Consider the following 25,456-nt stretch of genomic DNA (forward strand, 5'->3'; position numbering starts at 1 on the left):
TCGCCTCTTATAGATGATCAAACTTTCCACGTATTGTGATTTGGAAGCCTGAAAGACAAGAAAATTTGATCAGGCCACCCAATTATAAGATCGGAATTCCTATCCATCCACAGGCCTTGATACTAATACCTATCTCATGGAAAGTAAAACGGAAACATACCGGGGTTCCGGCTAAATCCTAGCCGGAAGCGTATGGAAATGATGGGTGAAGTTCTGTGCTGCTATCATCAGGTCAAGCGAACTGAAAAGACCGGTTGCCAATGGGTATCTGGGCGCGGGGCAGATCGCCCTGCTCAAGATCCTGCTGGGCTGTAGGTGTGTAGAGTGTCTCTCTACTACAGGCCGAGCATTCCCTCCCGCTCGATAAAGGCGATAATCTCGTCCAGACCGAGGCCGGTCTTCATATTGGCAAAGATGAAGGGGCGGTCACCGCGCATCCGCTTGCTGTCGGTCTCCATGACCGTGAGCGAGGCGCCGACCAGGGGGGCGAGGTCAACCTTGTTGATGACTAGGAGGTCGGAGCGGGTGATGCCCGGGCCGCCTTTGCGGGGGATCTTGTCGCCGGCGGAGACGTCGATGACATAGATCGCCAGGTCGGCCAGCTCCGGGCTGAAGGTGGCGCTGAGGTTGTCGCCGCCGCTCTCGACAAAGATCAGTTCGAGGTCGGGGAAGCGCTCGATCAGGCCGTCGATGGCCGCCAGGTTCATGGAGGCGTCCTCGCGGATTGCCGTGTGCGGACAGCCGCCGGTCTCGACGCCGACGATGCGCTCGGCCGGCAGGACCTTGCTGCGGATGAGGAATTCCTGGTCTTCCCGGGTGTAAATATCGTTGGTTACCACCGCCAGACGATAGCGGTCGGAAAGCCTTCGGCACAGGGCCTCGACGAGGGCGGTCTTGCCCGAGCCTACCGGCCCGCCGACGCCTACCCGCAAGGGTGTGGGTACACTGTTTTTATTCATTTGCATCCTCCACAGTCTCTGTTGGATTTTCTACTTAATTAGCGGTCCCGGGCCACCGTAGGGTGCGTTTTACGCACCAGTCATTGGTGTACGGAGTGCACCCTACGACTACTCTGACTACGAACGATATAGCCTGGTGTACTGCTGCTCGTGGCGCATCGAGGCCATTGCCAGGGCAGGGGTTGTGCCGCCGATCTCGTCCTCGCCAAGGGACAGGCCGCGCCGGGCGACCTCCTCGATGATGCCGCCCAGCTCGACCAGGAGCAGCTGGCCGGTGGTCTGGCCAAGGGGGATGATCTTTACCCCGGTGAGCACCTGGTTTTCCAGCCAGGAAAATAGATAGCCGGTCGCCGCCAGCCGTGGACTGATACCCCAGGCCTCGGCGGCATAGGCGAACCCGGCCAGCTGACTGCGGGCAAGTACCTGTTTCCAGCGGCTGTCGGTAATCATCTCCAAGCCGGCGAGGAGCACCGCCATTGCCCGGCCGCGCTGGCCTTCCTCTTCCAAAAATTCCCGGCTTTCCCGGCAGGCCAGGAGCAGGTCGCAGCGTTTGTCGAGGGCCCCGAGGTCGCCCTCCCGGCAGGCCTGGTGCATCAGGCCGAGGATTGGGACATCCACCCGGGCAAGACCCTGGCGCAGCACCTCGCCAAGCCATTCCGAAAGACTCTCCCTGTCGTGCACCCAGCCTTCCTCCACCGCCCATTCCAGGCCCTGGGAGTAGCTGAAGGCGCCGGTGGGCAGGCCAGGGCTGATCAGCTGGAAGAGGCGGATCAGCCCCGTGTCAGGGGTGCGCATGTTGGTGTCCGCCATGTCCGGTCCCGGCTCCATGTCCCCCGTAGGCACCGCGTTCCGGCTCAAAGGGGACCTCCTCGACCACCACCTCGCCGCCCAGCCCGGTGACCATCTTGTCGAGGACATGGTCGTGGAGGTAGCGGAGATAGCCGCCGCCGATCTCCACGTCGACGTGGCGGTTGCCGAGGTGATAGCACAGCCTTGCAAAGCGAATGGGCCCGGCGGTGCGCACCGTCGACACCGATTCCGCCGCCGCCTTGACCGCCGCCGTTACCCCGTCCTCGGTGGCCAGGACGTCGCCGTCGCGCAGCACCGTGCCGCGCGGCAGGAGAACCATGGCCTCGTCGCCGTTGTCAAGGTGCACCCGCAGTCGGCTCTTGATCCGCTTTTCCCAGGGCAGGCACAGGCTCAGCCGGACATCGGCCGCAGCCTTACTCTTTGTGATAAATGTCATCATGTCGGCTTATTTCCTCCCATAGGTGGTGGTGAGTGAGGTGCTGCCATTAAAACAGGAAGTATCTTTGGGCCATGGGCAGGACCCTGGCCGGTTCGCAGGTCAGTAGCATGCCGTCGGCCCGCACCTGATAGGTCTGCGGATCGACCTCGATGTGCGGCAGGTAGTCGTTGTGGACCATGTCTTTTTTGCCGATCTGCCGGCAATTCCCGGCGACCCCGATCAGTGACCGCAGACCGAGCCGCGCCGCCACCCCGTCAGCGGCAGCGGCCCGGGAAATAAAGGTCATGGTCGTTGCCGGCAGGGCGAGGCCAAGGGCGCCGAACATCGGCCGGTAGTGGACCGGTTGGGGCGAGGGGATGGAGGCGTTGGCGTCGCCCATGGCGGCCATGGCGATCAGGCCGCCCTTGACAATCAGGCTCGGTTTTACCCCAAAAAGCGCCGGTTTCCACAGCACCAGGTCGGCGAGTTTGCCGACCTCTATCGAACCAACCTCGTGGGCGATGCCGTGGGTGATTGCCGGGTTGATGGTGTATTTGGCGACATAGCGTTTGATGCGGAAATTGTCATGGCCGGCCGGGTCGCTCCCCAGGCTGCCCCGCTGGCTCTTCATCTTGCTGGCTGTCTGCCAGGTGCGCAGGATCACCTCACCGACCCGGCCCATCGCCTGGGAATCGGAGGAGATCATCGAAAAGGCCCCGAGATCGTGGAGGATATCCTCGGCGGCGATGGTCTCGCGGCGGATCCGCGACTCGGCGAAGGCGACGTCTTCTGCAATCTTCGGGTCGAGGTGGTGACAGACCATGAGCATGTCGAGGTGCTCGTCGATGGTGTTCACCGTGTACGGCCGGGTCGGGTTGGTGGATGACGGCAGGACATTTGACCGGCCGCAGGCGCGGATAATATCCGGGGCATGGCCGCCGCCGGCGCCCTCGGTGTGGTAGGTGTGGATGGCCCGGTCCTTGAAGGCGGCGATGGTCGCCTCGACAAAGCCCGACTCATTGAGGGTATCGGTGTGGATGGCGACCTGGACGTCCATGTCGTCGGCCACCGCCAGGCAGTTGTCGATGGCCGAGGGCGTCGTCCCCCAGTCTTCATGGAGTTTCAGACCCATCGCCCCGGCCCGCACCTGCTCGATCAGGCCTTCCGGCAGGCTGGCATTGCCCTTGCCTAAAAAACCGAGATTCATTGGCAACCCTTCCGCCGCCTGGAGCATCCGGGCGATGTTCCACGGCCCCGGCGTACAGGTGGTGGCGTTGGTGCCGGTGGCCGGTCCGGTGCCGCCGCCGATCATGGTTGTGATGCCGATGGCCAGGGCCTCCTCCACCTGCTGCGGGCAGATGAAGTGGATGTGCGAGTCGATGCCTCCAGCGGTGACGATCATTCCTTCTCCTGCCAGGGCCTCGGTGCCGGGGCCGATGACGATGGTCACCCCCGGTTGAATATCGGGGTTGCCGGCCTTGCCGATGCCGCTGATCCGGCCGTCCTTGATACCGATATCGGCCTTGACGATCCCCCAGTGGTCGAGGATCAGGGCGTTGGTGATGACCAGGTCGCAGGTCTCAGCCGAAGTCCGCTGGCTTTGTCCCATGCCGTCGCGGATGACCTTGCCGCCACCGAACTTCACCTCGTCGCCGTAAATCGTCCGGTCTTCTTCGACCATCAGCCACAGGTCGCTGTCGGCGAGCCGCACCTTGTCGCCCACCGTCGGTCCGAACATCTCGGCGTATGCCCTTCTGCTTATCGTTGTCATTGCCGTTCCTCCAGAGGTCCCATGATCTTGCCGGTAAATCCGTAGACCTCCCGTTGTCCCGCAAAGGCCACCAGTTCCACCCGCCGGGTCTGGCCCGGTTCGAAGCGCACTGCCGTGCCGGCGGCGATGTTCAGGCGAAAGCCCCGCGCCGCCGGGCGGTTGAAGGCCAGGGCCTCGTTGGTCTCAAAAAAGTGGTAGTGCGAGCCGACCTGGATAGGCCGGTCGCCGGTATTGGCCACCTCGACCAGCACCGTTTCGCGGCCGACGTTCAGTTCGATGTCGCCTTCCATTGTGATTATTTCACCGGGAATCATAGGGTTCTCCTTGTCTATCGAATCGGATTGTGCACCGTCACCAGCTTGGTGCCGTCGGGAAAGGTCGCCTCGACCTGCACCTCCTCGACCATCTCCGCCACGCCATCCATGACTTGGTCGCGGTTGAGGAGGTTGCGGCCGTCGGCCATCAGTTCGGCGACCGTCCTGCCGTCGCGGGCACCCTCCAGCAGCGCCCCGCTGATAAAGGCCACCGCCTCGGGGTAGTTGAGCTTCAGGCCGCGGGCCATGCGCCGTTCGGCGAGCAGGGCGGCGGTAAACAGGATGAGCTTGTCTTTTTCTCGTGGGGTGAGTTCCATTGTCGTTGTCCCTTTTGTTTTTTCCAATTCTAAATCAAGCGTTAACTTCAGCTCCCGCGCTGCGCGGCTCCTCGCCGTACTACACTGTACTGTCTCGTCGCTGCTCGCTTGCAGCTTCCTTTTCATCTTGACTTAGATATGGAAAGAGACTGCAAGGGCAGGTTTCGTTCGCAGCAGGCAAGCGCGCAACCCGGCGTTATGTTGCCCAGATCCTCGGTGGGCAGGCCGGGCGACCGATAAGCGAGGGCCGCAGCCGTGCCCACAGCTCGCTAAAAAATTCCCGGGCGGCGACCACCGAATAGCCAAGATAGCGGGCCACCAGCACCTCTCCGAGGAGGGTGAGGCCGGTCAGCTCGCCGTCCGTCCGCGATGCCAGGTCGCCGAGCCCGGCGGCGGTCTCCCGGCTGACTCCGGTGGCAAGGAAGCAGCCGCTTACCGGGTGGCGGCGCAGGCCGACGACGCTTGCCAGATCCCGCTCGCTGCGCACCCGCAGGCGGTCGAAGAACAGCGGCCGGCCGTCGCGGTACAGGGCCAGGCAGCCGTCAAAGCGGCCGGGGGAGAAGGTCTCGCCGCGGGCGGGCAGACCCAGGCAGAGGACCTCCCAGCCGATGAACCGCGCCTTGCCGTAAAGCCGCACCTCGGTGAGCAGCTCCGCCTCGGCCCCCGGGAAGGCAATGGCCTCCTGGGGCAGCCATTCAAGGGTCCCGCCGTGTACCGCAAGCATCTGGCGCTGCACCGCCGCCCTGCCCGCGGAGCGGTAGAATTTGGTAGCGCCCGGGGTGGTGATCAGGGCGTGGGCAGTATCCCGCACGGTCACGTCAAGGTGCAGGCTGTCGCCGCCGACCACTCCGCCCGGTGGATGGAGGATGCAGGTGTGACAGACCCCGCCCTCCGGGTACAGGGGGCGCTGGACCCGCAGCGGCCCCTGATGGCGGCTGTCGGCGAGGATAGTCGTGTCTTTCTGGGCGGCGTAGGTGAGGGCCAGTTCCGCCCGCCAGCCACTTTCTTCTTCAGGTGTTGCCAGTTCCGCAGTTGCCGTTCTCATACCGTTAAATACTCCTTGATCAGTCCCTCATGCAGGCTGTCGATGTTTCCCTCGGCCACCGCCCGGCCGCGGTCGAGGATGACGAAACAGTCGGCCACCGCCCGGACGAACTTCAGTTTCTGCTCGACCAGGAGGATGGTCATACCGAGTTCCCGCTGCAGCCGGTGGATGATCTCGCCGATCTCCTGAACGATGTTTGGCTGGATGCCCTCCGTCGGCTCGTCGAGAATCAACAGTGTCGGCTCAAGCACCAGGGCGCGGCCGATGGCCAGTTGCTGCTGCTGGCCGCCGGACAGGTCGCCGCCGCGCCGGCCGAGCATCTCCCTCAGTACCGGGAAAAGCTCGAAGATCACCTCGGGGATTGCCTTCTTTTTGCCTTTTTGGCAGGCAAGACCGATCTCCAGGTTTTCCCGGACGGTGAGCAGGGGAAAGATCTGCCGGCCCTGGGGCACATAGCCGATCCCCATGTCGGCCCGCCCCTCAACGGCCACCCGGGTGATATCCTTCTCCTGGAAGAGGATCTGGCCGGAGCGCGGGGCGATGAGGCCCATGATACAGGCGAGCAGCGTCGTCTTGCCGACGCCGTTGCGGCCCATGAGGCAGGTGCATCTGCCGGCGGCCACTTGCAGGTCAATATCCCAGAGGGTGTGGCTCTCGCCGTAGAACTGGTTGAGTGTGGTAACGTTGAGCATAATTATTCCCCCAGATAGACCTCGATGACCTGTTGGTTGTTCTGGACCTCGTCCATGGTGCCCTCGGCGAGGATCGAGCCCTGGTGGAGCACCGAGACCTTGCGGGCGATGGAACGGATGAAGTCCATGTCGTGCTCGACCACCACTACCGAATGGCTGCCGGCAAGGCTGGTTAAAAGCTCGGCGGTGCGTTCCATCTCCTGCTGGGTCATGCCGGCCACCGGCTCGTCGATGAGCAGCAGCTTGGGGTTCTGCATCAGCAGCATGCCTATTTCCAGCCACTGTTTCTGGCCGTGCGACAGGGACCCTGCCTTGGTGCCGGCTAGCTGGTGGAGGCCGATGAGTTTCAGGATGTCGTTGATCCGGTCACGCTCCTCACTCGTCAGCTTGGCGCGAAAGGTCGGCCACGGCGCCTTGTCGCCGGCCATGGCCAGTTCGAGGTTATTGTCGACCAGGAGCTCCGTAAAGACCGTCGGCTTCTGGAACTTACGGCCGATCCCCGCCTGGGCGATGCCCGGTTCGTCGAGTTGCAGCAGGTCGATGGTACCGCCGAACCAGGCGGAGCCGCTGTCCGGTCTGGTCTTGCCGGTGATGATGTCCATCATTGTCGTCTTGCCGGCGCCGTTCGGGCCGATGATGCAGCGCAGCTCGCCGTCGTCGATATACAGGTTGAGGTTGTTGATTGCCCTGAAGCCGTCGAAACTGACGTTGATTCCTTCAAGGTAGAGGATGACTCCGTGGCGGAGATCGAGATCCTCCGAGCTTTCCGGCAAGGGAAAGACGATCGGGTCTTCGATGCCGAAGATGGCGCGCATGCGATCTCTGGTGTTCATGCTCTTCCCCCCCTGCGCTGGATAAGGCCGACTACGCCGTACGGCAGAAAGAGGGTGACGAGGACGAACAGGGCACCCAGGCCGAACAGCCAGGCGTCGGGGAAGGCCACGGTCAGCCAGCTCTTTGCGGCATTGACGAGTATCGCCCCGGCGACGGCGCCGTAGAGGCTGGCCCTGCCGCCCACCGCCACCCAAATGACGATCTCGATGGAGTTGAGCGGCGAGAACTCGGTAGGGTTGATGATACCGACCTGCGGCACGTAGAGGGCGCCGGCGACCCCGGCGAGCGCCGCCGAGAAGGTGAAGACCCACAATTTGATATTTTCCACCCGGTAGCCGACAAAGCGCAGGCGCGACTCCTGGTCGCGGATGGCGGTGCAGGCCATGCCGAGCCGCGAGGTGGTGATCAGCCGGCAGGCAAGGTAGCCGCCGGCCAGAGCTAGGGCCGATAGAGCAAAGAGCGCCGCCCGAGTGGTGTCCTCCTGGAGGTTAAACCCGAGGATATCCTTGAAATCGGTGAGGCCGTTGTTGCCGCCGAACCCCATCTCGTTGCGGAAGAAGGCAAGCAGCAGGGCGAAGGTAAGGGCCTGGGTGATGATCGACAGGTAGACGCCGGTCACCCGCGACCGAAAGGCAAGACTGCCGAAGACCAGGGCGAGGGCGGCGGGTACCGCTACCACCATGAGGGCCGCGAACCAAAAGCTCTGAAAACCGTGCCAAAACCAGGGCAGTTCCTGCCAGTTGAGAAAGACCATGAAGTCAGGCAGCACCGGGTTGCCGTAGACGCCGCGGTCGCCGATCTGCCGCATCAGGTACATGCCCATGGCGTAGCCGCCAAGCGCAAAGAAGGCACCGTGGCCGAGGCTGAGGATGCCGAGATAGCCCCACACCAGATCGACCGCCACCGCAAGGAGGGCGTAGCAGAGGTACTTGCCCCACAGGGTCATGCTGTAGGTCGGCAGATGCAAGGGGTTGGTTTCGGCTAGCAGCAGGTTGCTGGCCGGAACGATGACACTTGCCGCCAGAAGCACCAGGAGGAGAGCCGAGCCGGGCTTGTCGTCTTGTAAAACTGTGAGAAAACGGTTCATGGTAATTTACTCCGCCGCCCGGCCCCGTTGCGGGAACAGGCCCTGGGGACGCTTCTGGATGAAGAGGATGATGAGCACGAGGATGACGATCTTGGCAAGCACCGCACCGCTCCACGGCTCAAGAAACTTGTTGGCAACGCCCAGAGCCAGGCCGCCGACCAGGGTGCCCCACAGGTTGCCGACGCCGCCGAAGACCACAACCATGAAGGAATCGACGATATACGATTGGCCGAGGTTCGGGCCGACGTTGGTCAGCTGGCTGAGGGCCACGCCAGCGATGCCGGCAACGCCAGAGCCGAGGCCGAAGGTCAGGGCGTCGACCCGCGAGGCCCTGACTCCCATGGCCCGGGCCATCGCCCGGTTCTGCGACACCGCCCGGACCTGCAGGCCGAGGCTGCTCTTTTTCAGCAGCAGGAACAGTCCGGCAAAGACCAGCATGGCGAAGACGAAGATGACGAGGCGGTTGCTGGTAAAGGACAATACCGGATTGATGGCGATCGAGCCGCTCATCCACGCCGGTGTGACGACGCTGCGGTTGAGAGGCGAGAAGATGGAGCGCACCGCCTGCTGGAGAATAAGGCTGATGCCGAAGGTGGCAAGCAGGGTCTCCAGCGGTCGCCCGTAGAGGAAGCGGATGACCGAGCGCTCGATGGCGATGCCGACCAGGGCGGCGACGATAAAGGCCGCAGGTATGGAAAGCGCCAGGGCCAGGCCGATGCTCTGCGGTAGCAGCTGCTGCATGACGTAGGCGGTATAGGCGCCGATCATGATCAGCTCACCGTGGGCCATATTGATGACGCCGATCACCCCGAAGGTGATGGCCAGGCCAATGGCGGCAAGCACCAGGACGGAGCCGAGGCTGAGCCCGAAGAACAGCGTTTCGAGTTTTGCGTACCAGGACAGGCTGTCCTCGATCTTGGCGAGCGACCGTTTTGCCTCGCGAAGCGCGGCCGGGTCCTTTTCTTCGGCGATCAGCCGGGTCAGTTCGTTGCGCACCTCGGGGTCGAGGCTGCCCGCCAGGTCGGCAAGGCCCTTCTTTCGTTCGGTCGGGTCATTGCCGCGCACCCCGGCCAGGGCCAGGGCGGTCTGCAGGGCCTCACGCACCCGCTGGTCCTGCTCGCTTTGTCGCAGATCGTCAAGGACTTTGGCGGTCTCCGGGGTGATATCGGCAAACATCTCGCGGACTCCGGCAAGTCGAATCGCCGGGTCGGGGTTTTTCAGGCTGAGGCGGGCAAGCAGGGTTTTTAGTTGGCCGCGCAGCTGGTTGTTGATGGTGACCTTGGTGAGTTGCCCAGCATTCATCACGCTAAGAGGAGCCCCGGTCAGGGCGTCGCTGACCTGTAGGTTGTCACCTTCCGCTGTACCGTAGACGAGGTTCTGCCCCTCGCGGGTCAGGTAGAGCTGGCCGTCGAGGCAGGCGCGGAGGATCTTGCCCGCCCGCTGGTCGCCGCTTGCGGCAATCTTCTCCGCACCTTCCGACTTCTGGGCAAAGCCCTTGGTGGCAAGCAGCACCACTCCCTCAGAGAAGCCCTCTTCGGCCGTCGCCAGGCAGGTCTCGGGAAAGAGGGCGAGCAGGAGGAGGAGAAGGGTCGGCAACAGCCGGGATATTGATCTTGGTGTCTTTTTCATCGTCGCTAGCGGCTGAGGTTTGAGGGCTTTCCGTGCATATTGTGCACCGCTTTGCTTTTCAAAGGTGCGCGGAGCGCACCCTACGACTGAGCACCCAAGTTGGGGTTTTCCGTAGGGTGCACTTTGTCCACCTTGTTTGCCAATTCCGGGGCTGGCAACAGCCCCGGGACCTTTTCATGACACTTACTTGGTGCCCGAACACTTATGGGTCACGACATTATAGGCACCGCAGGATAGCGGTTTACGCCAGTCTGAGATGAGATCCTTTGATCCCTCAAGAAAGTCCGACCACTCGTCGCCGACCACCAGGCCCGAGGTCTGCCAGACCGTCTCGAACTGGCCGTTCGCCTGGATTTCGCCGATCAGGACCGGCTTGGTGATATGGTGGTTGGGCATCATCGCCGAGTAGCCGCCGGACAGGTTCGGCACGGTGACGCCGATAATCGCCTCCTGCACTGCCTTCGGGTCGGTGGTGCCGGCCTTCTCCACCGCCTTCACCCACATATTGAAGCCGATATAATGGGCCTCCATCGGGTCGTTGGTGACCCGCTTGTCGTTCTTGATAAAGGATTTCCAGGCCTTGATAAAAGCGCTGTTCACCGGGCTCTGCACGCTCTGGAAGTAGTTCCAGGCGGCGAGATGGCCGACCAGGGGTTTGGTGTCTATACCGGAAAGCTCTTCCTCACCCACCGAGAAGGCGACGACCGGGATGGCGTCGGCCTTGATACCCTGATTGCCCAGTTCCTTGTAGAAGGGGACGTTGGCGTCGCCGTTGATCGTCGATACCACCGCGGTCTTCTTGCCGGCGGAGCCGAACTTTTTAATATCGGCGACGATCGACTGCCAGTCGCTATGCCCGAAAGGGGTGTAGTTGATCATGATATCCTCGGCGGCAACACCTTTTGCCTTCAGGTAGGCCTCGAGAATCTTGTTGGTGGTGCGCGGGTAGACGTAGTCGGTACCGGCAAGGACCCAGCGTTTGGCGCCGATATCGTTCATCAGATAATCGACGGCGGGGATGGCCTGCTGGTTTGGCGCGGCGCCGGTGTAGAAGACGTTCACCGACGATTCCTCGCCCTCATACTGTACCGGGTAGAAGAGCAGGCTGTTCAACTCCTCGAAGACTGGCAAAACCGATTTGCGGGATACTGAGGTCCAGCAGCCGAAGGTGGCCGCCACCTTTTCCTTCTGGATCAACTCGCGGGCCTTTTCGGCAAAGAGCGGCCAGTTGGAGGCCGGATCGACGACCACCGGGGTCAGCTTCTTGCCGAGCAGGCCGCCTTTCTTGTTCTGCTCGTCGATGAGCATGAGCATGGTGTCCTTCAGCGTCGTCTCGCTGATCGCCATGGTTCCGGACAGGGAATGCAGAATCCCGACCTTGATGGTGTCTTCGGCTGCGGCCGGACCGGCCAGCAGGGCGCCAGCCAGCAGCCCGCCAGCCAGGTAACTCGCCAATGCCTTCATCTTCATGTGGCTTCTCCTTTCTTCCTTGGTTGAAAATATGTCACCCTTTGTGACGTTCATGACCATGTAAAAGCAAGGGATATGCCATCTCTGGAACGAACTTGTAACTCGCTGTATTACGGTTTATTTATGGCTATGTTGTGGTTTGGATTGAAGATTTTCGGGTGTTTTGCAATGAAAATGCAGTACGTTTTTGTAGAGCTAATTATTAAAATATGACATAAATGTAAATTGCTATTGCGCTTTCGCAGCGCGCAAGCCGTCGGCATGGGCTGGCGATCCGCCTCCAGCCCATGCCGGCATCCGAGTCCGGAAACGGAAAAAGAAGAAGAGCTCCTTGAACAGGTGGGGGTTTAGCGTTATCTTTATCCGGTGAGTTGTTAATAACCTATTTAGAAGGTGAAAATATGGCGAGGTCGAAGTGCCCATCCTGCGAATATCACGAATTTGAAGCCGTTCCCGTCACTACCAAGACCGGGCAAAAATTTTGTCTCATCCAATGCGTGGCCTGCGGCACGGTTGTCGGGGCCCTTGATGAGGTGAAGATTGCCAGCCTTATCAAAAATGCTGAGAAAAAATTTTCGAAGTTCCTGGAAAATCTGAATCGCAAGGTGGTCAATGTCTGCAACCGCAAGAACACATGACCTGCGGTGAAACACTGTACGTCTGAACCTCTTTGTCGTCTGCCGGGAACGTATCCCGTTCAAGACGGCGGAGTGCCCCTCCCTCCAAGTTCCCAGAAAAGGAAGATCCTCGTGGAAGAAGATATCGGCAAAAAACTTGTGCAAGCTCTGAAGGATCCCAACAGCACCGATAGTCAGGAGAGTATTGCCAAGGCAATGGAGCTGACCAAGGCCTATGCCAGTTCCGGCTCGGCGACCCACTTCAGTACGGTTACCAAGCTCTTCTATGATCTGTTTGAAATGTTTGAAACGGGGAAGGATCCGCGGATCAAATAGTCGGAGGGATGCGTTTGAGGTATTTGTGCAGGCAGTTTATATCTCGACACTTCTTGATGATTTTTTTCAAATAGGCGACATTCTTGTCAATATTCTCAATATAGAGGTTGCGATCGATACCGTGCCTCTCGCGAAAGTGGGTTTGCATCGCCTCGGAGGTATGCGAGAAGGTGGTAAGGAGTCGCTTGAGAACGACGTTGTGGTAAAAATTCGCGGTATGCTCCATCAGTTCAAGGGCCGAACCGTGTTCGCTGACGCCACCGGCGTGCAGCTCGTTATACAGCAGGGGGAGGCATTCCAGGTAATAGCGGTCGGCCATTTGCGCCAGGATATCCGCCGACCCGACTATCTGGCCGATGAGCTGAATGTCCCGGCTATGAAATTCAAAGGTTGAGGGGTCGCTGTTCAGGTCGGTATATTTGATGATCGTCGTGCAGTCTTCGGCGATATCATCGCTCAAGCCCTTGCGTGCGGCGTAACGCTTGAGAAAGAGGATCGATCGCTCTTCATGGTTGGCCAGATATTCGGTGCCGGAATGGGCGGTGTCTCCCTCTACAAGAAGCATCCCGGTGTCGTGAAAATAGGCGGCGAGGAGGCCTCGCAAAAGCATGTCGGCGGTAATCGGCACGGAATTGCAGTGCAGTCCGTCGAAGAGACGGATAGTCGCCAGAACAACCATCTGGCTGTGGCGGAGGTTGTGGTAGGGCAGGGTATTTTTCTGGAAATCGGGATGAGCACCGCCAAAGAATGCCGCCAGGTCGTTATGCACCTCGCGGATGAGTTGAAGATCGGCACCATGGCTGACATTTTTAGCGAGCGAGAGAATTTCATCGAGGGGAGTACCGGTCAGTTTGCCCTCGAAAAGATATGAAATATATTTATTGTCCATGTCCGCTCTGGAAAGTTCAGGTGTAATGTCGCCACGTTTTCCACACATTCTATCATTTCCCGGTAGGATATGGCAAACTCTCCTTTTTAGAAACATTTTTTTCACGGAAAGTCTCTTTGCCTGGGTCGTTCATGCGGTCGATGCCCGTCGATTTGTCGCATCAGAATCGTACGATAATGGAAATAATAACGTGTTGTCTGGACTTTATCTTCTTTTGCAAGTAATCTTTTTTAGGTAAAACATTGGAAATCGGCAAAGCAGGTTGGGCCTCAGATCTTTGTAATCATCGCAAAAACCGTAGATGAGTGAGATGGCAGAAAAGGTAGATTCCGTTGTTGTGTTGATCGTTGATGACGACGAGCTGGTGCGTATGGCCTTGAGTGTCCTGGTCGGCTCCCTCGGCTATCACTGCCTGGTTGCCGGGGACGGCATCGAGGCGCTTGCCGTTCTGCGATCAACTCCCGTCGATCTTGTCCTGACCGATATCGTCATGCCGGGGATGGACGGCTTAGAGCTTTTAGCCCATATCCATAAGGAACACAAAGAAACCGATGTTATCATCTCCACCGGTTTTCATGAAAAAGCCAGTTATGCCGCGGTAATAAAGGCGGGAGCCATCGATTTCATTAAAAAGCCTATCGACCAGGCTGAGCTTGAGGCCAAACTGGCCAGGGCCGTCCGCGAACGCAGCCTTATCCGCAAGTTGCAACTTTTGTCGAAGCAGGACAGCTTGACGGGGATTCTCAACAGGAGGGCCTTTGACGAGCGCTTTTCCTACGAGGTGGAAAGGGCCAGCCGGCAGAACTATCCGCTGATGCTGGCCAGTATCGATATCGACAATTTCAAGGAGTACAATGATCAGTTCGGCCACCAGGAAGGTGATAAGGCCTTGGTAGGCCTCGCTGAAATAATGAAATTGTGCACCAGGGAGAGCGTTGATTTGTGCTTTCGCCTGGGTGGCGACGAATTTGCCGTTTTGCTCCCCCAGGCCACCGCCAGCCAGGGGACGGAAATTGTCCAGAGGATTCTTCTGACCTTCATCGAAAAGGACTTTTCCGGCACCACTCTTTCCATAGGCCTAGTTTCCTGCAGGCGCAATAAACGAATACCCAAGGAAGAAGACGAACGGGCCATGAAGGAGCGCGCCGACCAGGCCATGTATGATGCCAAAAAGAGCGGCAAGAACTGCGTGATCACCAGGATTTGACGGTCTGCCTTCTTCCCGCCGCCGGTGGACTGTCGGCGGGGTTTGTGCCGGATGGCATCAACCAAGGGCATCCTTGTGGAAGCTCGTGTCCGGTGCAACCGGATATTTCCCGTTGAAACAGGCGAGACAGAAGTCCTCGCTGGTCATCCCCGTAGCCTTCACCAAACCTTCAAGACTTAAATAATGCAGGGAATCGAGGCCGAGATATTCGGCGATCTCGGCGATGGTTTTCTTGTTGGCGATAAGCTGGCTGGCCGACGGGAAGTCGATGCCGTAGTAGCAGGCGTGCCTGGTGGGGGGGCAACTCACCACCATGTGGACTTCCTTGGCGCCTGCCTCCCGCAGGGCCCGCACCCGGCTTTTGCCGGTTGTCCCCCTAATGATCGAGTCTTCGACGATAATCAACCGTTTTCCCTTGAGAAAGGAGCGAACCGGATTGAGTTTGACTTTGACGTTGAAGTCGCGCATTGACTGGGTCGGCTGGATGAAGGTCCTCCCGACATAGTGATTGCGGATCACGCCCATTTCCAGTGGAATACCGGAGGCCTGCGAATATCCGAGGGCGGCGTAGTTGCCGGAATCGGGAAAGGGCATGACGAAATCGGCGTCGATTTTTGCTTCCTCGGCGAGGATCTCGCCCATCCGCTTACGTGCCTGGTAGACATTGATCCCGAAGATCTCCGAATCGGGGCGGGCGAAGTAGACCTGCTCGAAGATACAGAAATGGCTGTTTTGTTTTGGCCAGGGGAAGATCGAGGTCATTGTCCCGTCTCTGAACAGCAGTATCTCGCCGGGCGCGATGTCCCGGATGTATTCCGCCTCAACCAAGTCAAGAGCACAGGTTTCCGAGGCGACGATCCAGCCGTTGCCGCCACCGTTCTTGAGTTTGCCGAGGCAAAGGGGGCGAAAGCCATCGGGATCGCGGACGGCGATCATGGTGTCCTGGGTCATGAGCAGGAGGGAATACGCCCCCTTGAGGGCGGTGAAGGTCTGGCTGAGGGCCTGTTCCAGGCCGAGGTGGGCGGCGCGGGCCATGAGATGCAGGACCACCTCGCTGTCCATGGTGGTTTGGAAAATTGATCCGCGCTCTTCCAAGCCGGCGCGGAGGGCAATGGAGTTGACAAGATTGCCGTTATGGGCAACCGCCATGGTCGTTCCCTTGTGGGTGACAAGGAGCGGTTGGGCGTTGGTGAGATTTGACGCCCCGGTTGTCGAGTAGCGCACGTGACCGATAGACAGATGGCCCTGCAGTTTCTGGATTATGGCCTCGGAAAAAACCTCGGGCACCAGCCCCATGTTTTTGTGCATGGACACCTTGCTGCCATCGGAGGTGACAATTCCGGCGCTTTCCTGGCCACGATGCTGCAGCGCATACAACCCGAAGTAGGCGAGTTTAGCGGAGTCCGGGTGATTATAAATACCGCAAATTCCACACTCATGGGTGGGGCGGCCGTCTGAAAGGTTCCTGCGGGTGTTTTGCGGCATCGAGAGAAAGTCCTTAATTGTCTTGAAAATCGGTTGGTTGGTGCATTGTCCAGGTACTGTCCTAGTCTTAGTGATTTTCAGTAATTGCCAAAAATAGGGAAAGGCACAAAGAGCTTCTCTTTGTGCCTTTTCTTGGGAATCCCAAAACCGGAAATCTATAACAAGTATTCCCCAAATTCAACAAGAAAGATCTGAAGGCTTTGGAAAAAGATAGTCTGAGCTGGCTTCTCCTATTCGGTTACCAGGGCGTACAGGAGCTCGGTGAGGTTCACCAGATCGTTGAGATTCATCTGCTCGTTTACTGTATGCACCTTGTCCATGCCGGTTGCCACTATGGCAGTGGGCAGGCCGTAGCCATTGAAAATGTTGGCATCGCTGCCGCCGCCGGCAACAAGATGCCGAAGGTCTTTGCCGCAGGCGCGCGCCGCCTTTTCAATGCGTTGCAGCACCGGGGCATCAGGGGCGATGGCCAGCAGGGGATAGTCGTCAACGATTTCGATGGATACCGTTGGTTTATTGTCACCGGTTGCCGGGTTGCCCTGCCAATCGGCTACTGCCCTTTCGAAGGCCTTGAATATCTCTTCGGTATAACTCGCCAATTTTTTATCTGAGTGACTGCGGACCTCTCCCTGCAAGATGACCCGTTCCGGTACGATATTGGTTGCCACCCCACCCTGGATCTTGCCGAAATTGCAGGTCGATTCCTCGTCAAGCCGGCCTATGCGAAGGGCTGCCAGGGCCTGGGCGGCAATCGTCAGGGCATTGATGCCGGCCTCCGGGCAGAGCCCGGCATGGGCGGCCAAACCTTTAATTTCAATGGTGAACTTGTTGGCGGCCGGGGCGCCGATGATGACATCGTTGTTACCGGTGGAGTCAAGGGCGTAGCCATAAGCGGTTTGCAGCTTTTGGTAATCGAGGCTCTTGGCACCCAATAAGCCGATCTCCTCGCAGGTGGTGATAATCACCTCGATGGTTGGATGGGGGGCATTATTTTCTCTCAGAAGGGTGAGCAGTTCAAGGACTGCGGCAATACCCGCTTTGTCGTCGCCGCCGAGGATGGTATCACCTCTGCTGGTAAAGATATCGCCGTTTCTGATCACCTTGACACCGTCGGCTGGTCCCACGGTGTCCATGTGGCAGGACAGAAACAAGCCGTCCCGGTCCGCCATGTTGCCGTTAAAGCGGATGATGAGGTTTCCCGATTCCGAGCCGGTTTGGCCAGCGGAATCATCTTCATAAATTGTGTCGGCGCCGAGTTCGGCAAAAACCCTTTTGAGATGGGCGGATATCGCCCCTTCCTGGCGAGACGGGCTACTTATCTCACATAATTCGGTAAAGGTGGCGGCTAGCCGTTCCCGGTTAATTGCAATGTTCATAGGTGATCCTTTTTCTTTTGTGCCGCAAGGGCAGGTTTCGTTTGAGCAGACAACCTGTATAACCCAATATTATTTTTGCAGAAGAACGACGGCATGGCAGCCGATCCCCTCCTTCCTGCCGGAGAATCCCAATCCTTCGGTGGTGGTCGCCTTAATATTAATGACATCCGGGCCGACTTGACAGGCCCGGCCGAGAATTTTCCGCATTTGTGGCAGGAACGGGGAAAGCCGGGGGGCCTGGCAGACCAGGGTGATGTCGGCATTGACCATTGCATAACCTTTCTCCCTGGCCAGGGCTATGACCTGTTCGAGAAGGTGAATCGAATAGATGCCTGCAAACTTGTCGTCCGAATCGGGAAAGTGTTTGCCGATATCGCCGCAACCGAGGGCCCCGAGGAGGGCATCGCACAGGGCGTGGGTGAGAACATCGGCATCGGAATGGCCAAGCAGGCCGTGGCTATGGGGGATGGTGACGCCACCCAGCACCAGTTTGCGGTTTTCGACGAGTCGATGGGCATCGTAGCCGTGGCCGATGCGCAAGGCCGGTGCCGGCCGAGACCCTGCAAGAATGTGTTCGGCCAAGAGAAGGTCCTCCGGACGGGTTATTTTGATGTTGGTCTCGGCGCCTTCGACGATGGTTACCGGGATGGCGGCCCTTTCCAGAAGCGACGATTCATCGGTGACGTCGGCGTCGCCATTCAGCTGATACGCCCTGTGCAGGAATTCCCTTCGGGCAGCCTGGGGGGTCTGGGCCTGCCACAGGGCGCTTCGGTCGATGGTGTCCTGAACTCGGCCGGTGGCATCGGACCTTTTCAAGGTGTCCTTTACCGGGATTGCGGCGATGGCGGCACCGCTGGTCAGGGCTGCCTGGTAACACCTGTTTATGAGGTCGCCACTGACCAGCGGCCGGGCCCCGTCATGCACCAGGACGATTTCGATGCCGTCATCCAGGGCGTCTAGACCGGCCTTCACCGAGTCCTGGCGCCGCCGTCCGCCGGCCACTATCAGTAAGTTGTCCCCGGTCAGGCCATGGTCTGCGAGAAGCTGCCGGGTTTGTTCGGCCATGGCGGCAGGGGCGACAACGACGATGGTGGTGAGGAAGTCTTTATCGCAGAAGGCGGAGACGGTGCGGACAAGAATCGGGATGCCGGAAAGCAGGTGGTACTGTTTCGGCTGATCAAGCTTCATCCGGGTGCCGAAACCGGCGGCCGGAATAATAACAGCGGCTCGTTGGGTCATGGGAGATGGCTGCGCTAAAGTCTCGGAAACGAAAGAAAAACGGAGCGGGCTATAAGCCGAATTCTGTACCTCGGCAAAGAGGCCATGATCATTTGACTAGGATGTTGATTGCTCAACATCTCGTGCAACCTACCCGGAGATCTCGGACGGGCCGCCCTCAAACATCTCCCTATTTGGTCTTGCTCTGGGTGGGGTTTGCCGTGCCTTCCATGTCACCACGGAAGCGGTGAGCTCTTACCTCGCCGTTTCACCCTTACCTGACGGATCAGGCGGTTTGTTTTCTGTGGCACTTTCCCCCGGTCGCCCGGCGTTCGCGTTACGAACCACCCTGCCCTGTAGAGTTCGGACTTTCCTCCCCGGCCTGAGCCGGAGCGATCATGCGCCCGCTCCGATCAGCAATGTAGTTGGAAAGTGCGAAAGAAGAAAGGGAAAAGTGACCCTTAGTTTTTCTCTTCCGCGGCCGGTGCGTAATGAATCATCCGCTGGCAGGTTGGGCAGTCAAAGAGCTCGTCGCCACGCAGCAATCGATTGAAAAGCTGCGGTGGAATGGCCATATAACAGCCCTGGCAGACACCATCGACCACGTTAACCACCGCTACGCCGTTGCGGCGCAGGCGGAGGGTGTCGTACTTTTTAAGGGTCGGGGCCTTGATCTTGGTGGCCTGGTCGCCTCTTTGGCTGTCTTTTTCCCTTTTGCCTTTGTTGATGGCCTCGATGTTTGCCCTGACCTTCTCAGTCTCCTCGGCAACCAGCTCTTTTTCGCCTTTCAGCAGGTTTTTCTCCTCATTCATCTGGGCGGTGAGCTGTTCGATGGACAGCATGATGGCGACGATGCTTTCCTCGTTTTCCTTGGCGCTCTTCTTGGCGTCCTCGATTTCCTTGAGAAGTGCCGTCTGTTCCCGGCCGGTTTGGACCTGCATCATTTTCGACTGACGCTCGCGGACGTGGGTCATCTTATCAGCCATTTCGCCTTCCAGGGTCCGGCTTTCCTTCTGCTGGGCGCTGATCTTTTCCTGCAGTTCGTTGATAAGCGCCTCTCTCTTGGCCAGGGCGGAAATACGTTCATCAAGGGCATTCTGCTCAGCCTTGATGGCCTGGTCGATCTGGTCAATTTCCATGTCAATGGCCTGCAGCGCAACGAGTTGGTTTAACAGTTCTTTCAAGATGATTCTCCTCTATGGGTGTTACAATGACTATTGATGACTTCTATTTTTTGTGACGAAGGGGTGACACTCCGTCGTGGTTTCCATGATCCTGATATTCCAATTTTCTTTTTGGCAGATCTGCTCCAGCTGTTTGACAAGGATGCGGACCGCCGGTTTTTCCGTGGCATAATGGCTGCCGTCGATAATACAGAAGCGGCACTCATTCGCCCAGACAGCAATATTGTGTTTGATTTCCGCTGAAAGATATACCTGCGCCCCGAGCGCCAGGGCCTGGGGGGCCAGATCTGAACCGCTGCCGCCACAGATCGCTACGGTGCGGATCTTCTCCGGCAGTGGGCCGGCCATTTGCACGCTTTCCAACTGCAGGACGCGAAGAACGCGCTGCATAAAATCATTGGAGGATATAGCGGCAGGGTAGTCGCCGATGCGCCCAAGGCCAATGTCCGGCAGTTTTTCCGGAGATGTCGGCAGGAGAGGCCGAAGGCTGACGAGACCGAGCTGCTCGGCGAGAATGGCGCTGACTCCGGCCGGAGCGCTGTCGTAATTGGTGTGACAGCCGATTATAGCGATACGGTTGGAGAGGGCCTTTTCGAGCAATCGGCCTTCCAGGGTTGTTGTGTTGATTGCCTGGAGCGGTTTGAAGATGACCGGGTGGTGGGTGATGACGGTGTTGGCGCCCTGGGCTATTGCCTCATCGATGAGGGCGCTGGTTGGATCAAGTCCGGCGAGGATCGCGGTAACTTCTTGATTCGGGTTGCCGACCAGAAGTCCGACATTGTCCCAGGGTTCAGCCAGATTGAATGGTGCCAGGATGTTCAGGCTCTTGAGAATGTCTTGTACTCTTACCGTCATACCTGATTGTATTGGTTTTTCGAGCTGGAAAACAAAAAAGGTACACTCCACCCGGAATGTACCTTTTGATTCACCTCGCCGGTTCGGGCATGTTCTGCCCGGAGCGGCCTATGTGCCAGGGGTGTTCTGCCTTCCCCTTGTTGTATGGATACGGTTGTTGTTATCAAGGAACTCGTTGTTTCTGGTCAGAAGCTGCAGTATGAATGGTGGGCGCAGTAGGATTCGAACCTACGACCGATCGGTTATGAGCCGATGGCTCTACCAACTGAGCTATACGCCCGCTTCTCTGACAATAAAACAGCTCATATAAATCGACATGGCTGATAAAGTCAATAAAAATATTTTTTCGACAAGGGGACAGGCCGACTGCAAGGCACCAATCCGAATCATGGAAAATCAGGTTGTCCGGTTGTCAAAAGGGAAAGCGTAATTACTCTACAAGAATGCTTGGGTATTCTTTTGAAATATTGGCAGGTTAGCCAGCGATACTGACGTTTTCTGGGTGTCCGCCCGGCCGTGTGGTTCGGGATATTTTGCAAGCAATATCGTTTTCCGGTTTTCTCCTATTAATTTAGATACGTTGGTGAATAGCCTTGATGTACACAAACCTCCTCCTGTTTTTGGTCGCCATCTTTTTGTTCACGCTGGAGAGCGTACCGCAGACCCCGTGGTTGGGCGGCTGGCAGGCCCTGGTCCTCTTTGTCGCCCTGATTGTCGGGTACCGGCAGGTGGCCCGGCGGCTTTTCGCCCGGCAGGCAGCCTTCAGGAGTGCCGGATATTTCCGGACGGAGAAGCAGTTATCGATCCTCGCCCTGGTTTTCTTCGGTGTGACCCTCTACACCTGTGATCCGAAATATTATCTGTCGATATTGCCGCTTGGCAAGACCATGCCGGCCTTGGTCAACCTTGCCGGGCTGCTGCTCTTTATTGGCTATTTGAGCCTGATGTGGCGGGCCGGGCAACGGAACTACGAGTATGTTTTTGGCGAAAAATACCGGCCCCTTGCCTTTATTCGACTGAATATACAGGTCAATCTGCCGATTGTCCTGCCGTGGATCATCATCTCCCTGCTCTATGATGTCGTCGCCCTTATTCCGGTGCCCGGTCTTGAGGAATTTGCCGCCTCGAAATGGGGCGATCTGCTGCTCTTTGGTGTCTTTTTGATTGTGGTAACGCTCTTTTTCCCACCCCTCGTTCGCCGGTTGTGGGGCTGCAGGCCATTGCCGGAAGGCCCCCTGAAAGACCATCTCCGGGCCTTTTGTGCCATCCAGAATTTTTCCGCGGATTTTTATCTGTGGCCGCTTTTTGAAGGACGGGTGCTGACCGCCGGGGTCATGGGCATTGTCCCCGGTTTGCGGTACATTCTCATTACCCCCGCCCTTATCGAGACCATGTCGCTGAAGGAACTTGAGGCGGTTGTTGCCCACGAGGTAGGCCATGTAAAAAAGTACCATCTCCTGCTGTATGTCTTTCTCCTGGCCGGTTTCAGCGTTTTAGCCGGGATGCTTGTTGAGCCCTTTATCTACCTGCTGCTGGCGCAGGATATGGTTAATGCCATGATTCTTGCCAGCGGTATCGATGCCGAGAGTGTTCTGACCGTGGTCGGTTCGGTGCCTCTTGTCGTCTTTCTGCTTTTTTATTTTCGTTTTGTTTTTGGCTATTTTGTCCGTAATTTCGAGCGGCAGGCCGATCTGTACAGCCTTGCGGCAATTGGCCATGGACGGGATCTGATATCGGCCTTTGAAAAGATTGCTCTGCTCAGCGGCACCGTCCGCGACGAACATAACTGGCATCATTTCGGCATTGGTGAGCGCATTGAATGCCTGGTCCAGGCGGAGAGGCAGCCCGAGTTGATCAAACGCCATGACCGTAAGGTACGTTTCGGCCTTATCTCCTATGTGGCGGTGGTGGTTCTCGCCGGTGTTTTAGTCGGCCAGATCCCAAAGGAACAATTGGCGTCGCGTTATCAGGAAAATTTCGCCGAGACGATCCTCCTGCAGAAGGCGACCAAGGAGCCTGACCGTGCCCTTTGGCAACGGCTTATCGGCGACCTGATGATGACCAAAAAGATGGAAGAAAAGGCTCGCACCGCCTATGAAAAGGCCTATAGCCTAGAGCCGGTCAATCCGGAAATCATGAACAATCTCGCATGGCTGCTCCTGACCAGTGAGGACCTCCGGCTGCGCGATCCCCTGCGGGCGCTGAGCCTTGCCAGGGCCGCGGCCTCCTTGCAGGCGAGAGGGCACATCTACGATACCCTGGCCACCGCCTACTGGGCCAACGGATTGGTTGAAGAAGCGGTGCACGCCGAACGACAGGCAGCCGCCATCGATCCGGCACAAAGAAGATTCTATCAGGCCCAAATCGCCAGGTTCCTGAAGCAGACCTACGAGGAATCGCTAAAAGAACTAGAAGCGAAGCAGCAGGCGAGACCTTGATGTCTGCGGCTGGAGAGGCATTGCGGCGGGTGGTTCCAGGCGCAGCCCATTGCCCCGGCATGTTGGCCATTTTCTTCTCGCAGGAGAAGTAACGTATTCATTTGTATTGCAAAAATCGTTATTTGCGGGGAGAATAGGGCGATGATTGTAATCTCTTGCCAGGTGAAGGTGGTTGAATGAAATTTTTAAACAGCGACGAACTCCTTGATGTCCTTGTCGATCTGCGGGTGCTGAGCCCCAAACAGCGACAGTTTATTGTCCTGGAAAAAGGCAAACAGCGGCAAAAGCTTTTGCGCCTGGCCGGCAAGGAGGGAGAGGTCGATAAAGATTATCCGGACATGGTGGAAATTATCACCGCCTTCAACCTCAAGTTGCTGGGCGGCGACGGGCGGCTGATCGATGAAGAGCTTATCATGCAGGCGGTGGCCAAGGCCAAAGACCTGCCGTTCAAAAAGCTCGATCCCCTCGATCTCGACATGGATGTCGCCACTAAGACCATTCCTCGAAACTTCGCCATCAGGCAGATGATTCTGCCGTTTAAGATGGAGGACGGCATTCTCGAAACGGCCATCTATCATCCGGATTGCCAGGCGGCACTGGCCGATATCGAACAGACCAATCAGGTGAGGATCCGTCCGCATCTCGCCACCAAGTCCGATATCAAGCGGATCATCACCGAGTTTTTCGGTTTTCAGCGGTCGATCAGCGCCGCCGAGGACCAGTTCGGCATAGCGCCCGGGGCCAGCAGTTCTATTGATATCGGCAATCTCGAGCGCTATGTGAAGATCTCCGCCTCAAAAGAGATCACCTCCTCTGACCAGCATATCAAGACGGCGGTCAATCATATCTTTCACTACGCCCTCGAGCAAAGGGCCAGTGATATCCACATCGAGCCGAAACGCAATGTCTCCATGGTGCGCTTCCGCATAGACGGCAGCCTGCATACCATCTACAACCTGCCGAAGGCGGTGCACTCGGCCATAACCTCGCGGATCAAGTTTCTGGCGCGGATGGATATTGCCGAGAAAAGGCGGCCTCAGGACGGCCGGATCAAGATCGGCGCCAAGAGCGGCAAGGACGTGGAGATCCGGGTGTCGACGGTGCCGGTGGCTTTTGGCGAAAAGGTGGTCATGCGTATCCTCGATTCCGACATGATCTTTCAGCAGGTGGAAAGCCTTGGCTTTTCCATGCGCGATCTCGAGGTGTATAAATCCTTTATTGCCGCACCGCACGGCATTATCCTGGTGACAGGGCCGACTGGCAGTGGTAAATCGACAACCCTTTACTCGACGCTGAAGGAGATCGCCACCCCGGAAAAAAATGTGGTCACCGTCGAGGATCCGGTAGAGATGGTTTATGACGAGTTCAATCAAATCGCCGTGCAGCCGCTCATCGACATCACCTTTTCGACGATCCTCAGAAACATCCTCCGCCAGGACCCGGACATCATCATGATCGGCGAGATTCGCGACCACGAAACCGCAGCCCATGCGGTGCAGGCGGCGATGACCGGCCATCTGGTGTTTTCGACCCTGCACACCAACGATGCGGTGTCGTCCATTGCCAGGCTCCGTGACCTTGGTCTGCAACCTTTCATGGTTGCCTCGACTCTGCTCGGCTGCATGGCGCAGAGGCTGGTGAAAATGGTCTGCAACGATTGCGCCGAGACCTTTGAGATGAAGAGCGAAGAGCTGTTGAAGCTCGGTTTCCCGGCCGGTGATTCGGGCACTGTCACCCTTCGCCGGGGCAAGGGCTGTAGGGAGTGCCGGGGTACGGGGTATAAGGGACGATGCGGAATATTTGAGATCTTCCCGATGACTGCCCAGATAAAGAAGATGGTGGCCAGCGAATCCTTGACCCAGGAAATGCGCCAGGTTGCAATCCGCGAAGGAATGACTACTTTACGCGAGGACGCGTGGAGTAAGGTGAAACGCGGGATAACCACCTACGAGGAAGCTCTTCGGGCAACTTCGGTGTGATCAAAAGGCAGAGGCAAATAAAGCGAAATGGCCACCGATAAGAAAAACTTGGGCATCAAGATAGTAGCCAAGAATAAAAAGGCATACCACGATTACCATATCGACGCCACCTATGAGGCGGGAATGGTCCTTTCCGGCCCGGAGGTGAAATCGCTCAGGGCTGGCAAGGCCAATCTGCGCGACGGCTACGTGAAGATCGACGGCCGAGGCGAAGTGATGATGTACAACGTCCATATCTCGATGTATACCTTTGCCACTCACAACCCCAATGATCCGCTACGGGTGCGTAAACTCCTCCTCCACCAGCGGGAAATCCGCAAACTTATTGGCAAGATGAACGAAAAGGGCCTTGCCCTTATCCCCTTGAAGATATACTTTAAGGAGAACGGTCGGGCGAAAGTCGAGTTGGGCCTTGCCCGTGGCAAGAGAGAGTACGACAAGAGGGCATCCCTCAAGGAGCAGCAGGGTAACCGCGAGATCCAAAGAGAGATGCACCATAACAAACGTTAAAAAATCAACAAAAACA

24 protein-coding genes, 1 tRNA gene and 1 other RNA gene are annotated in these 25,456 nt (G+C 57.9%); 6 read left to right on the forward strand and 20 right to left on the reverse strand.

The window, feature by feature from the left end; translation table 11 throughout:
• Positions 1-335: 335 nt before the first annotated feature.
• The 12 genes from ureG to urtA form a co-directional block, all read right to left on the reverse strand.
• Positions 336-959 carry an urease accessory protein UreG gene (ureG, locus tag OEL83_04430; protein ID MDK9706277.1) on the reverse strand — a complete coding sequence of 208 codons (624 nt, stop codon included), beginning with the start codon at positions 957-959 and terminating at the stop codon, positions 336-338.
• Between the two features lie 117 nt (positions 960-1,076).
• Positions 1,077-1,769 carry an urease accessory protein UreF gene (locus tag OEL83_04435; GenBank protein MDK9706278.1) on the reverse strand — a complete coding sequence of 231 codons (693 nt, stop codon included), beginning with the start codon at positions 1,767-1,769 and terminating at the stop codon, positions 1,077-1,079.
• Positions 1,741-2,208 carry an urease accessory protein UreE gene (gene ureE / locus OEL83_04440; protein ID MDK9706279.1) on the reverse strand — a complete coding sequence of 156 codons (468 nt, stop codon included), beginning with the start codon at positions 2,206-2,208 and terminating at the stop codon, positions 1,741-1,743. The genes OEL83_04435 and ureE overlap by 29 nt, the downstream gene beginning before the upstream one ends.
• A gap of 46 nt (positions 2,209-2,254) precedes the next feature.
• A complete protein-coding gene (ureC, locus tag OEL83_04445) occupies positions 2,255-3,958 on the reverse strand; it encodes an urease subunit alpha (GenBank protein ID MDK9706280.1) in 1,704 nt (567 codons plus the stop codon).
• Positions 3,955-4,272: an urease subunit beta gene (locus OEL83_04450; GenBank protein ID MDK9706281.1), complete on the reverse strand. Its 318-nt coding sequence runs from the start codon at positions 4,270-4,272 to the stop codon at positions 3,955-3,957. The genes ureC and OEL83_04450 overlap by 4 nt, the downstream gene beginning before the upstream one ends.
• A gap of 14 nt (positions 4,273-4,286) precedes the next feature.
• Entirely contained in the window at positions 4,287-4,589 is a 303-nt protein-coding gene (gene ureA, locus OEL83_04455; protein MDK9706282.1) for an urease subunit gamma, read from the reverse strand.
• Between the two features lie 196 nt (positions 4,590-4,785).
• A complete protein-coding gene (locus OEL83_04460) occupies positions 4,786-5,634 on the reverse strand; it encodes an urease accessory protein UreD (protein ID MDK9706283.1) in 849 nt (282 codons plus the stop codon).
• A complete protein-coding gene (gene urtE / locus OEL83_04465; GenBank protein ID MDK9706284.1) occupies positions 5,631-6,326 on the reverse strand; it encodes an urea ABC transporter ATP-binding subunit UrtE in 696 nt (231 codons plus the stop codon). The genes OEL83_04460 and urtE overlap by 4 nt, the downstream gene beginning before the upstream one ends.
• A 2-nt stretch (positions 6,327-6,328) precedes the next feature.
• On the reverse strand, positions 6,329-7,159 hold the full coding sequence (urtD, locus tag OEL83_04470) for an urea ABC transporter ATP-binding protein UrtD (protein MDK9706285.1): 831 nt from the start codon (positions 7,157-7,159) through the stop codon (positions 6,329-6,331).
• Entirely contained in the window at positions 7,156-8,247 is a 1,092-nt protein-coding gene (gene urtC, locus OEL83_04475) for an urea ABC transporter permease subunit UrtC (GenBank protein MDK9706286.1), read from the reverse strand. The genes urtD and urtC overlap by 4 nt, the downstream gene beginning before the upstream one ends.
• A gap of 6 nt (positions 8,248-8,253) precedes the next feature.
• Positions 8,254-9,876 carry an urea ABC transporter permease subunit UrtB gene (gene urtB / locus OEL83_04480; GenBank protein ID MDK9706287.1) on the reverse strand — a complete coding sequence of 541 codons (1,623 nt, stop codon included), beginning with the start codon at positions 9,874-9,876 and terminating at the stop codon, positions 8,254-8,256.
• Between the two features lie 183 nt (positions 9,877-10,059).
• Positions 10,060-11,346 (reverse strand): urea ABC transporter substrate-binding protein, encoded by a 1,287-nt coding sequence (gene urtA, locus OEL83_04485; GenBank protein ID MDK9706288.1) that lies wholly within the window; start codon positions 11,344-11,346, stop codon positions 10,060-10,062.
• A 401-nt stretch (positions 11,347-11,747) separates the two neighbouring features.
• Here urtA and OEL83_04490 point away from each other — a divergent pair, with 401 nt between their 5' ends.
• Both OEL83_04490 and OEL83_04495 read left to right on the forward strand, forming a co-directional pair.
• Positions 11,748-11,984 carry a hypothetical protein gene (locus tag OEL83_04490; GenBank protein ID MDK9706289.1) on the forward strand — a complete coding sequence of 79 codons (237 nt, stop codon included), beginning with the start codon at positions 11,748-11,750 and terminating at the stop codon, positions 11,982-11,984.
• A 111-nt stretch (positions 11,985-12,095) separates the two neighbouring features.
• Positions 12,096-12,299: a hypothetical protein gene (locus tag OEL83_04495; protein MDK9706290.1), complete on the forward strand. Its 204-nt coding sequence runs from the start codon at positions 12,096-12,098 to the stop codon at positions 12,297-12,299.
• On the opposite strand, the gene OEL83_04500 is transcribed toward OEL83_04495, so the two are convergent.
• The gene (locus OEL83_04500; protein MDK9706291.1) at positions 12,292-13,236 is read right to left on the reverse strand and encodes a hypothetical protein; all 945 of its coding nucleotides are present in this window, start codon (positions 13,234-13,236) and stop codon (positions 12,292-12,294) included. The two genes, OEL83_04495 and OEL83_04500, sit on opposite strands and share 8 nt — an antisense overlap.
• A 262-nt stretch (positions 13,237-13,498) precedes the next feature.
• On the opposite strand from OEL83_04500, the gene OEL83_04505 reads away from it, so the two are divergent.
• Positions 13,499-14,395 carry a diguanylate cyclase gene (locus OEL83_04505; protein MDK9706292.1) on the forward strand — a complete coding sequence of 299 codons (897 nt, stop codon included), beginning with the start codon at positions 13,499-13,501 and terminating at the stop codon, positions 14,393-14,395.
• A 57-nt stretch (positions 14,396-14,452) separates the two neighbouring features.
• Here OEL83_04505 and purF read toward each other — a convergent pair whose 3' ends face one another.
• The 7 genes from purF to OEL83_04540 form a co-directional block, all read right to left on the reverse strand.
• Positions 14,453-15,880: an amidophosphoribosyltransferase gene (gene purF / locus OEL83_04510; protein MDK9706293.1), complete on the reverse strand. Its 1,428-nt coding sequence runs from the start codon at positions 15,878-15,880 to the stop codon at positions 14,453-14,455.
• A 230-nt stretch (positions 15,881-16,110) separates the two neighbouring features.
• Positions 16,111-17,256 (reverse strand): M20/M25/M40 family metallo-hydrolase, encoded by a 1,146-nt coding sequence (locus OEL83_04515; protein ID MDK9706294.1) that lies wholly within the window; start codon positions 17,254-17,256, stop codon positions 16,111-16,113.
• Positions 17,257-17,325: 69 nt separating this feature from the next.
• Positions 17,326-18,495, reverse strand: coding sequence for a 2-C-methyl-D-erythritol 4-phosphate cytidylyltransferase (gene ispD, locus OEL83_04520; protein MDK9706295.1), 1,170 nt, complete (start codon positions 18,493-18,495; stop codon positions 17,326-17,328).
• A 36-nt stretch (positions 18,496-18,531) separates the two neighbouring features.
• An RNA gene (gene rnpB / locus OEL83_04525) (RNase P RNA component class A) lies at positions 18,532-18,886 on the reverse strand.
• Positions 18,887-18,935: 49 nt separating this feature from the next.
• On the reverse strand, positions 18,936-19,658 hold the full coding sequence (locus OEL83_04530; GenBank protein MDK9706296.1) for a C4-type zinc ribbon domain-containing protein: 723 nt from the start codon (positions 19,656-19,658) through the stop codon (positions 18,936-18,938).
• A 30-nt stretch (positions 19,659-19,688) separates the two neighbouring features.
• Positions 19,689-20,513 (reverse strand): Nif3-like dinuclear metal center hexameric protein, encoded by an 825-nt coding sequence (locus OEL83_04535; GenBank protein ID MDK9706297.1) that lies wholly within the window; start codon positions 20,511-20,513, stop codon positions 19,689-19,691.
• Positions 20,514-20,717: 204 nt separating this feature from the next.
• Positions 20,718-20,793, reverse strand: a tRNA-Ile gene (locus OEL83_04540).
• Between the two features lie 316 nt (positions 20,794-21,109).
• On the opposite strand from OEL83_04540, the gene OEL83_04545 reads away from it, so the two are divergent.
• The 3 genes from OEL83_04545 (at position 21,110) to smpB (ending at position 25,440) form a co-directional block, all read left to right on the forward strand.
• A complete protein-coding gene (locus OEL83_04545) occupies positions 21,110-22,951 on the forward strand; it encodes a M48 family metalloprotease (GenBank protein ID MDK9706298.1) in 1,842 nt (613 codons plus the stop codon).
• Between the two features lie 176 nt (positions 22,952-23,127).
• Positions 23,128-24,930: a GspE/PulE family protein gene (locus OEL83_04550; GenBank protein ID MDK9706299.1), complete on the forward strand. Its 1,803-nt coding sequence runs from the start codon at positions 23,128-23,130 to the stop codon at positions 24,928-24,930.
• Between the two features lie 27 nt (positions 24,931-24,957).
• Positions 24,958-25,440, forward strand: coding sequence for an SsrA-binding protein SmpB (gene smpB, locus OEL83_04555; protein ID MDK9706300.1), 483 nt, complete (start codon positions 24,958-24,960; stop codon positions 25,438-25,440).
• Positions 25,441-25,456 lie beyond the last annotated feature (16 nt).

This window comes from Desulforhopalus sp. (assembly GCA_030247675.1).
Taxonomy (GTDB): Bacteria; Desulfobacterota; Desulfobulbia; order Desulfobulbales; family Desulfocapsaceae; genus Desulforhopalus_A.